Below are 14,239 nucleotides of genomic sequence, written 5' to 3'. Positions count from 1 at the left end.
AACTAGTAAAGGTAACTGTTAACCAATGTTTGAGTCAATTGGAGTTTTCAATGGAAAAAATTGAAAGATTAGGACTTGAGACAGCCAGAGAATACGCCCTTAGAGCAATAACTGAAAACATTCAGTCTACAGCTTTAGAGCCTGGCCAAGCCATTAGTGAAAATGAAATATCTTCTTTTCTTGGCGTTAGCCGAACCCCAGTTAGGGAGGCAATACAGGAGCTTCATAAGGCAGCACTTATAGAGATATATCCACAGCGAGGAAGCTATGTATCCTTGATTAATGCTCAGTATGTGGAGGAAGCAGTTTTCTTACGAAAGGTTCTTGATATTGCTGTTATTGAGGAGGCCTGTGACCTGGCCACAGAAGATGATATAAAGCAGTTAGAAGAAAATATAGCTCTGCAGGAATTCTATCTTGAAAAGGACAACACTCAGAAGATTTTTGAGCTTGATAATGAATTCCATAGAATGATTTATGTTGCTGCAAAGAAGGAGACTATCCATCATATGCGTCGAAGCCTTATGATTCATTTTGATAGGGTTCGTACGTTGGCAATGCTCACTGTAAAAGATAAAAAGATTGTGGATGATCATAGAATCATGCTTAAAGCAATAAAAGATAAGGATAAAGCTAAAGCAAGAGAGATTGTAGAGAAGCATCTTAATCGTTACAGAGTGGATCAGGAGGAGCTTATTAAAACCTATCCGCAATTTTTCGAAAATACTTAGCAAGAATGTATTAGAAAACCAAATAATTAGTTTGAAACAACCAAAATGTCTATGGCATTTTGGTTGTTTTTTTAGAATAGATTTTTGTCCTACTAAAAACTAATATACTTGTATACTAGTTTACAAGAAAAAAGTGGAGGACAGAAATGAAAGTTATTGCAGCAGGAAACTCAGCAGTGGCAACGGCTGAGAAAACAAACTGGAAAGCCTACTTCAAGAGATACTGGCAATTGTATTTGTTATTGCTTTTGCCAATGGTATATCTTCTGGTTTTCAAGTACATCCCAATGAAATACGTACTTATTGCTTTCAAGAAGTACAGTATTGTTCAAAAAGTCTCAGAAATGCCATGGGCCGACAACCACGGCTTCCAGTATTTTATTCAGGCTTTTCACAATAGGGATTTCTTAAATGCATTGAGAAATACAATTTCTCTTAACCTTTTGGATTTAGTAATTGGATTCCCCATTCCAATTATCTTTGCATTAATCCTTAATGAGTTGAATATTAAGTGGTTTAAAAAGACAATCCAGACAATCGCTTACATGCCACATTTCCTTTCATGGGTTATCATTTACGGTTTGGCAATTCAGCTTTTTGCACCAAGCAACGGTCTTGTAAATATGCTTATTACAAAGCTTGGCGGCGAGGCGGTACCATTCCTTAATGATCCTGGTAAATGGGTAGGAACATATATCTTCCTTGGAATTTGGCAGAGCTTTGGTTGGAACTCAATTATTTACTTAGCAGCAATTGCAGGAATTTCTCCTGAATTATACGAGGCAGCTTCAGTTGATGGAGCAGGACGTTTCCGCAAGATGTGGCACATTACTCTACCTGGTATCAAGGGCACAATTGTAGTTCTTCTTATTATGGCCTTGGGTAATATCTTGGGTTCAGCTTTTGATAGACCATTTGCTTTACAGAACAACCTTGTAATGCAGAACGCAGAAGTTATTTCAACTTTCGTTTATAAAAACGGTATTAAGGGCTTGCAGTTCTCACTTACCACTGCAGTTGGTTTGTTCCAGTCAGTAGTAGGAGTATTCTTCCTTCTCTTTGCAAATTGGCTCTCACGTAGACTTGGCGAGCGCGGTATTTGGTAGGAGGTGTAAAGATGGCAAGAGGATTAGCAATGACTAGAGGAAAATTAAACGCAAAAGGCTTTGCACTTTCTAAGAAAAAAGAGGATGAGGATTCATCTATTACAAGAATGGTTAAATCAGATAGCACAAAAGCAGGAGATGTAGTTTTTGTAGCGATCTGTGTAATCATCGGACTTATCTGTGTAATACCTATGATAAACCTTTTGGCACGTTCCCTTTCAGCTTCTGACTTCTTAGTTAGAAGAGAGGTTTATCTTTTACCAAAGGGCATCAATATTGATGCATACATGACAGTTTTAGGAGATCCAAAGTACATCAAATCCTTTGTATGGACAGTAATCCTTACAGTGATTTGTACCTTCCTTTCACTAACTATGACAGTACTTTGTGCGTATCCTTTAATCTTCAACAAGTTAAAGGGACGTTCCTTCTTTAACGTAGTAATTACAATAACAATGTTCTTCAACGCAGGTACTATTCCAAACTACTTGCTTATGAAGGAGTTAAACCTTCTTGATAATCCATTGGTACTTATTGTTCCAGGTTGCTTAAGTGTTTACAACATGATTATCATGCGAAGCTTCTTCTATGGAATCCCAGATTCACTTAGAGAGTCAGCTGAAATCGATGGCGCAAGCTTCTTTAGAATTTTGTGGAGCATTTACTTACCACTTTCAAAGCCGGTTATCGCAACACTTGCTTTGTTCTATGCAGTAGGAAGATGGAACGGTTATTCAGATGCTTTGATGTATATGAAGAACAAGGATTTTTATCCATTACAGCTTTTACTTTACAACATTCTTAACAACATGAACTCTGTAGAGGTAGCTACACAGGAAGGCTTCTCAACACCTGGTCTTTCTGAATCACTTAAGGCTGCAATCGTTATGTTCTCAACGATTCCAATCCTTTGTATCTATCCATTCTTACAGAAGTACTTCATCCATGGTGTTACCTTGGGTGCTGTTAAAGAATGATGGCGGGAATTACTTAAGCATAAAGCTTATTTAATTTATAAAGAACTAATTAATTAAAAATTGGGAGGCATACTAATGAAAAAAAGAATTGTAGCATTTGTGCTTGCAGCTACTATGGGACTTAGCATGGTAGCATGTGGCAGCTCTTCTGGTAGCGGTTCAAAGAGCTCATCTGATGGCGCATCATCAGGTTCGTCAGAGCTTGTAGATGGCAAGTTCACAGAGACAAAGCACATCACTGTTGAGGTTTACGACAGAGGAAACGATGGTGGTACAGATCCAACAGACAACATGTACACAGAGTACATCAAGAAGGGAATGCTTGAGGATCACAACGTAGAGGTTGAATTCGTATCAGTTCCACGTTGGACAGAGACAGAAGAAATCAACAACCTTCTTGCTTCAGGCGGAGCTCCAGATATCTGCCTTACATATTCATATCCAACAATTCAGACATACGCTAACATGGGTGGTGTTACAGACTTAAAGCCACTTATGGATCAGTATGGTAGCGAGCTTACAAACCTTCAGGATTGGCTTGGCGATACAAACATCTATTGGGATTTAGATGATGAGAAGGGTACACTTTGGGCAATTGAAGGTAAGCGTGCTAACAACAGACGTATCAACACTTTCATGAGAAAGGATTGGCTTGATAAGCTTGGTCTTGAAGAGCCAACAACAAAGGAAGAGTTCTACAACTGCATTTGCGCATTCCGCGACAACGCTAAGGAGCTCCTTGGCAAGGATGCAGACAAGATGGTTCCATTCTCAGTTTCATTTGATGTAGGCTGGAGAGCAGCACTTCTTATTGAGTCAGAGATGGATCCAAAGATTACAGATAAGGAATTCTACATCAACGGCTTCGATGACAGAAAGCTTACACAGAAGGGCACAAAGGAAGCTATGAAGACACTTAACAAGTGGTACAACGAAGGTCTTCTTTGGAAGGATTTCGCACTTTACACAGCTGGTGACTCTACAGAGGATGATATGATGAAGGCTGGTTATGTTGGTGCCTTCCAGCACAACTGGGATTATCCTTTCCGTAGTGGTGATGATTCAATCCAGGCTAACCTTAAGAGAATCGTTGGCGATGATGCTAAGTATGTAGCAGTTGACTGCTTCGAAAACTCAGAAGGAAAGCACCTTAAGTATGTTGACTCAACAGCTGGTGATAGAAAGATCTTCTTCCCATCAACAAATGATGAGCCACTTGCATCACTTCTTTACCTTGATTGGATTTCTGCTCCAGAGCACATCAAGTACTTACAGATTGGTGATGAGGGTGTAACACATAAGGTTCTTGAGGATGGCGCTATTGAGCTTATTCCAGCTACAGGCGACCCTATTATGAACTCTGGTAACAACATTGACTACACAATCACATGTAATGGTCTTTCACTTGGTGATGAGGACCTTACACTTCTTTCATTAGCTCACAGCTATCCATCATGTGATCCTGAGGATGTTCAGAAGGCACTTGATATTGCAGCTACTGATAACAAGATTGCAAAGAATGTAAAGGTTCCTGAAGTTCTTGCTGAGAACGGTATGGGCGAGGCTCTTGGTTCAAAGAGAGATGTTGTTTATGATACAGCTCTTGCAGCTAAGGAATCTGATTTCGATAAGGTTTGGGATAATGCCCTTGAGGATTATCTTGCATCTGGCGGTCAGGCTATTATGGATGAAAGAACTCAGAAGTTTGAGGCAGTATATGGTGATTCAACATCAGTTGAGTAATCCTTAAAATCTAAATAACAATTACGGGTAGGGCTGAGAATTTTATGGATTCTCAGCCCTATACTTTTTCCTGTTAATATCTTAATTTTGTCAGTAGATGTTAGTAGCAAGATTTCATAAAATACTCACTATAGTGAAAGAATAGGAGAGTGAGATTATGAATTTCTTTCGACCAGATAGTGAAGTAATGGAGTTTCTTAGCAAGGTGACAGATTATATCATCATTAATTTGTTAACCCTTCTGTTGTCTATTCCAATTATCACATTAGGAGCAGCACATACTGCAAAATTTTATACAGCAATGAAGATTTCTCGAGGCGAGGAACCAAGTGCGGTAAAGAGCTATTTTAAGTCCTTTAAGGATAATTTCATACAGGTTACAGGAGCCTGGATGATTATCTTGGCTGTTGGAGTAATTCTTGCCTTTGATTGGTATAACGTACTTTATGGAAGAGGAGCTAGTATGCCTTTTATTCTTAAGGTCGGTCTTGGCCTTCTTACTTTTGTGGTATGGTCAGTGGCTTATTGTATGTTTCCTTTTGAAGCTAGATACAAGGTGACTTTAAAAGAGCTTTTTAAGGCATCCATGGTAATGGCTCTTTTGAATTTACCAAGAATGATTTTGATTTTTATCGTTACATTTTTACCATATGTAGTTTGTGCATGGTACATCCAGTGGGGGTTAGCAATATGGTTGCTTTGTACAACAGTAACCCTTTATTACATAAGCAAAGAATTTAACAAGCAATTAGAAATGCTTAACAAGGAGGATAAGGTTAGTAATGAATCAGGAGACTATGAAGCGTGCTAAGGAATTAGTATCGCAGATGACAATAGAGGAGAAGTGCTCTCAGATGCTGTATCATGCTGAGGCTATTGATAGACTCGGCATTCCAAGATACAACTGGTGGAACGAAGCACTTCATGGAGTTGCACGAGCTGGTGTTGCCACAGTGTTCCCACAGGCAATTGGATTGGGAGCAACATTTGATGAAGATTTGGTAGAGCAAATTGGTGATGCAACTTCTACTGAAGGACGTGCAAAGTTTAACGAGGCATCAAAGCATGATGATAGAGATATTTATAAGGGGCTTACTTTCTGGGCTCCAAATGTAAATATCTTCCGTGACCCACGTTGGGGAAGAGGACATGAGACCTACGGTGAAGATCCATATCTTACAGGTCAGCTTGGAATGGCCTATGTAAAAGGTCTCCAGGGACCAGATTTAGACAATCCAAAAGCTGCGGCTTGTGCAAAGCATTTTGCAGTTCACTCTGGACCAGAGGCAGACAGACATCACTTTGATGCCAAGGTTAATGAGCAGGATTTATATGACACATATCTTTATGCCTTTAAGCGTCTTGTACAGGATGCAAAGGTAGAGTCTGTGATGGGCGCTTACAATCGCGTAAACGGTGAGCCAGCCTGCGGAAGTAAACGTCTTTTAAAGGATATTTTAAGAGGCGACTGGGGATTTGAAGGTCACATTGTTTCAGACTGCTGGGCAATAAAGGATTTCCACGAGAATCATAAGGTAACCACCTGTGAAGTGGAATCAGCAGCTCTTGCTGTTAATAACGGATGCGATTTGAACTGCGGTTGTGTATATGAAAAGTTAATTTATGCCTACAAGGCAGGACTTGTTACAGAAGAGACAATTACAGAGTCTTGCGAGAGATTAATTGAGCTTCGACTTCGTCTTGGAACTCTTCCTGAAAGAGGAAGCAAGTATGATGATATTTCTTATGATGTGGTTGAGTGTAAGGAGCACAAGGAGCTTGCTATAGAGGCAGCTAAAAGAAGTATGGTTCTTCTTAAAAATGATGGAACACTTCCACTTAAGAAGGACTCACTTAAGACTATTGGTGTAATCGGACCAAATGCTAATTCAAGAATTGCTCTTGTTGGAAATTATGAGGGTACATCTTCGGAATATATTACAGTTCTTGAGGGTATCCAGAGATATGTAGATGAGGATGTTAGAGTTCTTTATGCAGAAGGTGCACATCTTTGGAAGGATAGACTTCAGGGACTTTGCGAGGCAAAGGATGGCTTCGCTGAAGCGCTGACAGTAGCGGAACAATCAGATGTTGTTGTGCTTTGTATGGGACTTGATGCCACCATCGAAGGAGAAGAAGGTGATGCCGGAAATGAATTTGGTAGTGGTGATAAGAAAGGACTTAGACTTCCAGGTGTGCAGCAGGATTTAGTGGAGGCTGTCACAGCAATTGGTAAGCCAGTTATCTTGTTGGTACTTGCTGGTTCTGCTATGGATTTAAGCTGGGCTAATGAAAACGTAAATGCGATAATTCATTGCTGGTATCCAGGAGCTAGAGGTGGAAAGGCTGTTGCGCAGGTGCTCTTCGGCGAGGACACTCCATCAGGAAAACTTCCTCTTACCTTCTACAAGTCAGATGCTGATTTGCCTGCCTTTGAGGACTACTCTATGGAAGGTCGTACCTACAGATATTTCAAGGGTACACCACTTTATCCATTTGGATACGGCTTAAGCTATTCTAAGTTTGAATATACAGATGCTTCTATTGATAAAAATGAGGGAAGCATTGGAGATACATTTACAGTTAAGGTTAATGTGAAAAATGCTGGAGACTTCGAGGGACATGAAGCAGTACAGCTTTATGTAAAGGATGTGGAGGCCAGCACAAGAGTTGCTAACTTCACACTTAGAAAGATTGCAAATGTTGAACTACTTCCTGGGGAATCAATGGAGGTAAGCTTTGAGCTTTCAGCTCGTGATTTTGCAATCATAGATGAAAAGGGAAAATGTATCGTTGAACCTGGTGAATTCAAAATCTTTGTTGGCGGCCAGCAGCCAGATGCTAGAAGTGCAGAGCTCACAGGAAGAAAATGCGATGAATTCACAGTGAAGTTGTCAGGTGAAGTTACTGAAGTAGAATACTAGGAGGAATAATGTAATGGAAATGCAAATCGCAAAAGCACCAACAGATCCTGAGAAGAATCGCCCATATTTTTACATCATAAAAGACAAGGAAATCTTTACTCAGTCTGATGAGGAGGGCAAGGGTGTTTCTTTTCTATATCAGAGTGATGGACGATTAATTAGCTCAGCTACCTTTACAGGAAATGTAACAGATGAGCATATTCTCAAGCTTATGGAAACAGTAGATGGTTTTAAAGAGCTAGTTCATTCTGTAGGTGTTTCTGTTGAAATGGATGATAAGGACAAGCAGGCAGAGTTTGTTTTTCAAATGTACGGCAAGGAGGATTTGTACGGCGGTGGTGCAAATCTTATCTGCGATGTATCAACAAACTCTCAGGAAGAAAGAATCTACATGAAGGATATTGATTGGACAGAGGATGATGATGTTCCTGGTCAGATTCGTATTCATACAGATGCTCCTGAGCAGAAGGCTTTTCTTTCTGTAAGATTTTTCTTGAATGATGGTTTTGAGGCTCCACCTCAGCTTGAGGAAAAGCCTGTTGATACAAATTCTAAGGAATACAAGGAAATGATAGACCGTTCATTGGTAAATCTTGGAAATACAAAACGCCTTATGGATGTGGTAAGCAAAGCCAAGGCTGGTGAAGAGGTTCACATCAGCTATATTGGAGGTTCCATCACTCAAGGTGCGGGGGCTACACCAATCAACACAGAATGTTATGCTTATAAGTCTTTCTTAGGTTTTAAAAAGCTTATGGGGGATGGTGACAACATTCATTATCACAAAGCAGGTGTAGGGGGTACACCTTCAGAGCTTGGTATGCTTCGTTTTGATAGAGATGTACTTGAAGATGGAGCTGTTACTCCTGACATTGTTGTTATCGAATTTGCAGTAAATGATGAAGGAGATGAGACAAAGGGCAATTGCTATGAAAGCTTAGTAAGACGTGCTTTAAAGCTTCCTAACAATCCTGCAGTTCTTCTTATGTTCTCCGTATTTGCGGATGACTATAATCTTCAGGATCGTCTTGCTCCTGTTGGTTTTAGATATGACCTTCCAATGGCAAGTGTAAAGGATGCAGTTACACCTCAGTTCTATGATAGAGATAATCGTATTCTTACAAAGCATCAGTATTTTTATGATATGTTCCATCCAACAAATCTTGGACATACAATCATGGCTGACACTTTGATTAACATAATGAAGCTTGCTATTGAAAAGGGGGCTGATGAGTCTTATGATCCACGTTTTGAAGATGCACCAGCAATTGGAAATACCTTTGATGATGTAATCCTTGTGGACAAGAAGGATAACATAAATCTTGTCCAGATTAAGGAAGGCGGATTCGTATATACGGATGATGTTCTTCAGTCAGTAGAAAGAGATATGGACTTACATCTTACACCACAGCTTCCTAACAACTGGATGTATGATGGCGGCAAGGGAAGCACAGAACCTTTCGAAATGGATGTGGAGTGCAAAGCGCTTGTGCTTGTAATGAAAGACTCAGGTGAAGTTGATGCAGCCACAGCAAAAGTATACGTAGACGACAAATTCGTTCGTGATTTAGATCCATACGTAAACCGCTGGTGCCACTGCAATCCACTCATCGTAATCGATGAAACCGTAACCGCAAAACACCACGTCAAGGTTGTCGTAGACCCAGACGTCGTACGTAACAAGTTCACCATATTAGGATTCGGACTTGTAAGATAATAAATATAAAAATAGACAGCAGACAAGAAAAACATGGCTGCGCGAGCAAGGGGGCACCATACAGTGCATGGGATGGGGCCCACACCGGCGGGGGGACCCATGCACTGATATGGGAGATGCCTTGCGGGAGCATGTGAAATTTAAGGTCTGCTGGCAGGAGGTATATTATGGTAACTGCACACAACCCAATACTTAAAGGGTTCTACCCTGACCCTTCGGCATGCCGAGTGGGAGACGACTACTATATTGTTTGCTCAAGCTTTGTATACGCCCCAGGTGTTCCAATCTTTCACAGCAAGGATTTGGCACACTGGGAGCAAATAGGACATGTGCTTGATAGAGAAAGCCAGCTTCCAGTTAGCGGCGAAATCTCAAGAGGAATTTTTGCTCCAACAATTAGAGAACATAAAGGAACTTATTATATGATTACTACAAATGTTAGCCACGGAGGAAACTTTGTAGTAACAGCAAAGGACCCTAAGGGACCATGGTCGGATCCATATTATCTTGGAGAAGATGCACCTGGTATTGATCCATCACTTTTCTTTGATGATGACGATAGATGTTATTATGTTGGTACTCGTCCAAATCCTGAGGGAGTACGTTACAATGGAGATTGGGAAATCTGGGTACAGGAGCTTGATCTTAACACCATGAAGCTCGTTGGCGAGTCCATGGCAATTTGGAAGGGCGCTGTTAAGGATGTAATTTGGCCAGAAGGTCCACATCTTTACAAGAAGGATGGCTATTATTATCTTCTTCACGCAGAGGGCGGTACTGGTCCAGAGCATGCAATTTCAGTAGCTCGTTCAAAGGAGCTTTTTGCATGGTTCGAGGGATGTCCAAGAAATCCAATTTTCTCTCACAGAAATCTTGGTAAGGATTACCCAATTATCTATGCTGGCCACGGTGATCTTGTGGATGACAAGGATGGCAACTGGTACATAGTAATGCTTGCTTCTCGTCCTTGTGAAAAGCACTGTAGCATTGGCCGTGAGACATTCCTTGCAAAGGTTGTATGGGAAGAGGGATGGCCAGTTATTAATCCAGGCGTTGGAAAGCTTGAGGATGAGGTAGTTCTTCCATTTGAAGAGCACGAATTTCCAGCGGAAAATGAGTGGAGTGATCAGCTACATTTCTATACAGAAGAGCTTGACCAGAGACTGGTTGGAATCGAAAAGAGAAATGAAGATATTTATTCTTTGAAGGAACGTCCAGGTTTCTTAAGATTATATACACGTCCTGAAAGGGCAGAGGATACTTGTTATCCTTCATTTTTAGGATTGCGTCAGAAGGATTATTCCTTTAAAGTAAATGCAGGAGTTGATTTTACCCCTGCAAATGAAGATGAGTGTGGTGGTATTGTTTTATTCCAAAATCACGCAAACCATTTGTCACTGGAAATTGTAAACCGAGGCGGAGAAAGAAAGCTTCAGATTAGAAAGACTGTTAAAGGTCAGGAACAGGTTGGCGGAAGCCTTCCAGTGAAAGGGGAGATTATTACTTTAGAACTTAAGGTAGAAAATCAGAAGGCTGAGGCTTATTTGATTGAGAATAATAAGCATATTCTTTTAGAGGCTGACATTGATTTATTACCTTACACAACAGAGGAGGCCGGTGGCTTTGTAGGATGTACAGTTGGTATGTACACTTCTTCAAATGGAAAGCCAAGTCAGAATCACTGTGATTTTGCATGGCTCACTCTGGAAAAAAGTATATAAGAATAATTAGGTGGAATTGATGGCTGGTATTAGTTCAAGGATTGGCAGAATAATTGAAAAGACAAACACAAAAAAGAGATTAGTATTATTCTATATTGTTTTTGTTATAATCCCAATTATTGTGTCAGATACTCTTGTTGTATCTGGAATTTATCGTGCAGAGCATGCTTCTCAAGAGCACATAATGGAGAATGAGGCCAACGCCATCAATTACACTTTTACTAATCAGATAGACCAGGCTGCAAAGCTTGGTAATGCTCTGTACAGCAGTTTGTACGTAGACGATTTTTTAAATCGTAAATACGATTCAAATCTTGAATATTATAATGCATATCAGAAATTCTTTGATGACACTCTTCTTAAATTAGTAGAGGGTCAGTCAGGTCTTAAATTTTCAATTTATTTGGATAACGATACAATTACAAACGGTGGCGAATTTCAGAAACTTAGCCAGGCTTATGAAAGTGACTGGTATAAATATATGGAGGCCTCTGGCAGAAACAAGGGGCTTTACTTTGGAAGAAGAAAGACAGCAGATGGACAGACTGCCAGAACTATTTATTACTTCCAGCGTCTGAATTATTACAACAACACTTCCAACAATTTTGTGCTTGTTATAATTGACTATGGAAAATGTGCTGATAGTCTTTCAAACTTGAACTATGAAAATCGAGCATATATCTGTGATAGCACCAAGGTGATAATGTCTAATAGTAAGTATAGTAATGTTAATAAAGACTATGCTGATAAGAAGGATATTAATAAGATTGCTTTCACTCAGGAATTCAAGCTATATGGTCAGGAACTTAGTATTGAAATCATAAATAATACTAATCCTTTGATTAGCATTATGAAGGGAAAATGGTATCAGTTTATTTTACTGCTTGTAATTAACCTGGTGCTTCCACTTTTCGTAAGTAATCTTATGGGTACAGCTTATAAGAATAAGCTTAAAGAGCAGCAGACAGTTGTGGCAAAAAAGAATGCGGAGCTACTTGCGCTTCATAGTCAAATTAATCCGCATTTCCTGTTTAATGCACTTGAAAGTATTCGAATGCATTCACTTCTAAAACAGGAAACTGAGACCTCTGAAATGGTAGAGAGGCTTGCCAAGCTTCAACGTCAATATACAGAGTGGAATGAAGATGAAGTTTCCATTGAGAAGGAACTTGAATTCGTAAAGGCGTATTTGGAATTACAGAAGTATCGTTTTGGGGATAGATTATCATTTGATATAGATGTTGAGCCAGAATGCTTGAATTTATTGGTTCCAAAGCTTACTATAGTAACGTTCGTAGAAAACGCCTGTGTACATGGAATTGAAAGTAAAATTACACCAGGTTGGATTTTCGTTAGAATATCTTCAGATGGAGAGTTTCTCACAATGGAGATTGAAGATACAGGAAACGGAATGGGAGAAGAGGAAAGCAGAAATCTACTTCGAAAGATGCGTTTTGCCAATATTGAGATGCTCAAGGAAAAGGGTAGAGTTGGCATAATAAATGCATGTCTTCGATTGAAGATGATATCAGATGAAGAGGCTTCCTTTGATTTGGATTCTGAACCTGGAACTGGTACACTAGTACAAATAAGGGTACCGGTTATATATTTAAAGGGGTTAATTTAATGTTAGAAGTGTTATTAGTTGATGATGAGCCTTTTATTCTCCAAGGCTTACAGTTACTTATTGATTGGGAGAAGGCGGGCTATCATATTTCCACTGCCAGCAATGGAAAGGAAGCTCTTGATTATATCAAGGACTACCCAGTGGATCTTGTAATTGCAGATATCAAGATGCCGGTTATGACAGGTCTTGAACTGTTAAAGGCTCTTAGAACAGAGTTGAAAAAGGATGTATATTTTGTCATTCTAAGTGGTTTTGCTGAGTTCAGCTATGCTCAGGAAGCTCTTAGATATGATTGTACAGATTATATATTAAAGCCTGTTGAGAAGGAGCAACTACTTTCTATCTTGGAGAAGGTTTCAGCCTTAAATGTTGAAAAGGCATCCCGAAAGCAGGATGTTTTGAAAAAGGAAAAGGCTTATATGGAACGCACTCTTATGCGTTTGTTAAGCGGAAAATATGATGTAAACGATATAGACTATATTGCAAAGCAAACCACTTTAGGTGATGACCTTTGCTATGTGGAGATACAGCTTGATGATGAGCTTTGCAATGACGAAGCCTTAGATGATGATAAAAAGATTCAGTTGGCGAAGATTTATTCTGCAGCTTGTGAATATCTTAAGGATGACGAGATTTTCTGTATAAGGGATATTTCAAATAGTGAGCAGGTTTTTGATATTGGTTTCATCTACAATGATTCAATGAGTAAGCGACTTCAGTGCACTGATAAGGATTATCTGAAGGAGTTTCTGGATTACTTGGTGGCAAACACAAATCTTCCAATCACCATGTTGGTAGGAAAGAACGTAAGTGGAATCAGAAACATTTCAAAGTCTTACGGTACTGCAAACATGCTTCATTCTCTCCAGGGCTTTAGAGAAAAGAAAAATATCTACTTCTACGAGGAAGAATACAAGGTTGGAGAAAGCGGTCTTATTATTTGTAAAAAGGAATTGGATGCACTGATAGCCGCTATCGAACGTGGAGAGCATGTTGAAATTCGTAAATGCGTAGATGACTTTTATGAAGAAATGCAAAAGACAGGTGTTACAGGTTCAACTATGAACCTTAATATCAATTATCTTTTGTTTCAGCTGATTCATCTTGCTACTGAGCTTGATAGCTCTGTAAACCAGGAAGAGATTCTTCGTATTATTTCTGAGACGACTTCAGAGGAAGGTATTAGCCGTGGTGGAAAGACTCACCTTTGCAGAATGTCATATGCTTATGGAGAGTATTTATCTCAGCTTCGTAAAAACGTATCAAGAGGTGTTCTTGGTGATGTGGAAGAGGAGATTAAAAAGAACTACGCATCAAATCTTACCCTTAAGGATTTAAGTGAAAAGTACTTTGTAAATTCTGCATATTTAGGCCAGCTTTTCAGAAAGAAATACGGCTGTTCCTTCAAGGATTATCTTAACAGAAAACGAATCGAGGAGGCCGCACGCCTACTTCGTAAAACCGATATGAAAATATATGAGGTGGCAGAAGCCGTTGGCTACAAAGACTCAGACTACTTTGTAAACAAGTTTATCGAAGCCATGGGATGCACACCTACAAAGTATAAAAAAGGCGGGTGAAATTTTTAAAATTTCACCCCCTTTTTTCTATACTTTCTCCGATGTTTTACTTCACAAAAAGACATAGAATACTATCATACGAAAGGGACATAAGTTCCGGAGATTATATAGGA

General features: G+C 39.6%; 10 protein-coding genes. All 10 read left to right on the top strand.

All coding sequences use genetic code 11. The features are described 5' to 3' along the window. The first annotated feature begins 50 nt into the window (after window positions 1-50). The 10 genes from BLR54_RS08580 to BLR54_RS08535 all read left to right on the top strand — a co-directional run bounded on the left by BLR54_RS08580 (window position 51) and on the right by BLR54_RS08535 (window position 14,126). The gene (locus BLR54_RS08580; RefSeq protein ID WP_090419584.1) at window positions 51-731 is read left to right on the top strand and encodes a GntR family transcriptional regulator; all 681 of its coding nucleotides are present in this window, start codon (window positions 51-53) and stop codon (window positions 729-731) included. Window positions 732-877: 146 nt separating this feature from the next. After that, on the top strand, window positions 878-1,837 hold the full coding sequence (locus BLR54_RS08575) for an ABC transporter permease (RefSeq protein ID WP_090419581.1): 960 nt from the start codon (window positions 878-880) through the stop codon (window positions 1,835-1,837). A gap of 11 nt (window positions 1,838-1,848) precedes the next feature. Further along, window positions 1,849-2,814 carry a carbohydrate ABC transporter permease gene (locus tag BLR54_RS08570; RefSeq protein WP_242871223.1) on the top strand — a complete coding sequence of 322 codons (966 nt, stop codon included), beginning with the start codon at window positions 1,849-1,851 and terminating at the stop codon, window positions 2,812-2,814. A 75-nt stretch (window positions 2,815-2,889) separates the two neighbouring features. Further along, entirely contained in the window at window positions 2,890-4,557 is a 1,668-nt protein-coding gene (locus BLR54_RS08565; RefSeq protein ID WP_090419578.1) for a type 2 periplasmic-binding domain-containing protein, read from the top strand. Between the two features lie 157 nt (window positions 4,558-4,714). Then, window positions 4,715-5,368, top strand: a complete 654-nt coding sequence (locus BLR54_RS08560; RefSeq protein ID WP_090419574.1) for a DUF624 domain-containing protein — start codon at window positions 4,715-4,717, stop codon at window positions 5,366-5,368. Next, a complete protein-coding gene (locus tag BLR54_RS08555; RefSeq protein WP_090419571.1) occupies window positions 5,340-7,481 on the top strand; it encodes a glycoside hydrolase family 3 C-terminal domain-containing protein in 2,142 nt (713 codons plus the stop codon). Before BLR54_RS08560 ends, BLR54_RS08555 begins: the two co-directional genes overlap by 29 nt. Window positions 7,482-7,494: 13 nt before the next feature. Continuing rightward, entirely contained in the window at window positions 7,495-9,198 is a 1,704-nt protein-coding gene (locus BLR54_RS08550) for an SGNH/GDSL hydrolase family protein (RefSeq protein WP_242871222.1), read from the top strand. A gap of 167 nt (window positions 9,199-9,365) precedes the next feature. Next, window positions 9,366-10,919 (top strand): glycoside hydrolase family 43 protein, encoded by a 1,554-nt coding sequence (locus tag BLR54_RS08545; RefSeq protein WP_090419568.1) that lies wholly within the window; start codon window positions 9,366-9,368, stop codon window positions 10,917-10,919. Window positions 10,920-10,938: 19 nt separating this feature from the next. After that, window positions 10,939-12,546 carry a sensor histidine kinase gene (locus BLR54_RS08540; protein WP_090419566.1) on the top strand — a complete coding sequence of 536 codons (1,608 nt, stop codon included), beginning with the start codon at window positions 10,939-10,941 and terminating at the stop codon, window positions 12,544-12,546. Continuing rightward, window positions 12,546-14,126, top strand: a complete 1,581-nt coding sequence (locus BLR54_RS08535; protein ID WP_090419563.1) for a response regulator transcription factor — start codon at window positions 12,546-12,548, stop codon at window positions 14,124-14,126. Before BLR54_RS08540 ends, BLR54_RS08535 begins: the two co-directional genes overlap by 1 nt. Window positions 14,127-14,239 lie beyond the last annotated feature (113 nt).

This window comes from Pseudobutyrivibrio sp. YE44 (assembly GCF_900104335.1).
Lineage (GTDB): Bacteria > Bacillota > Clostridia > Lachnospirales > Lachnospiraceae > Pseudobutyrivibrio.
The sequence above is the reverse complement of the archived record's forward strand: the minus strand, read 5'-3'. Positions and strand labels throughout refer to the sequence as shown.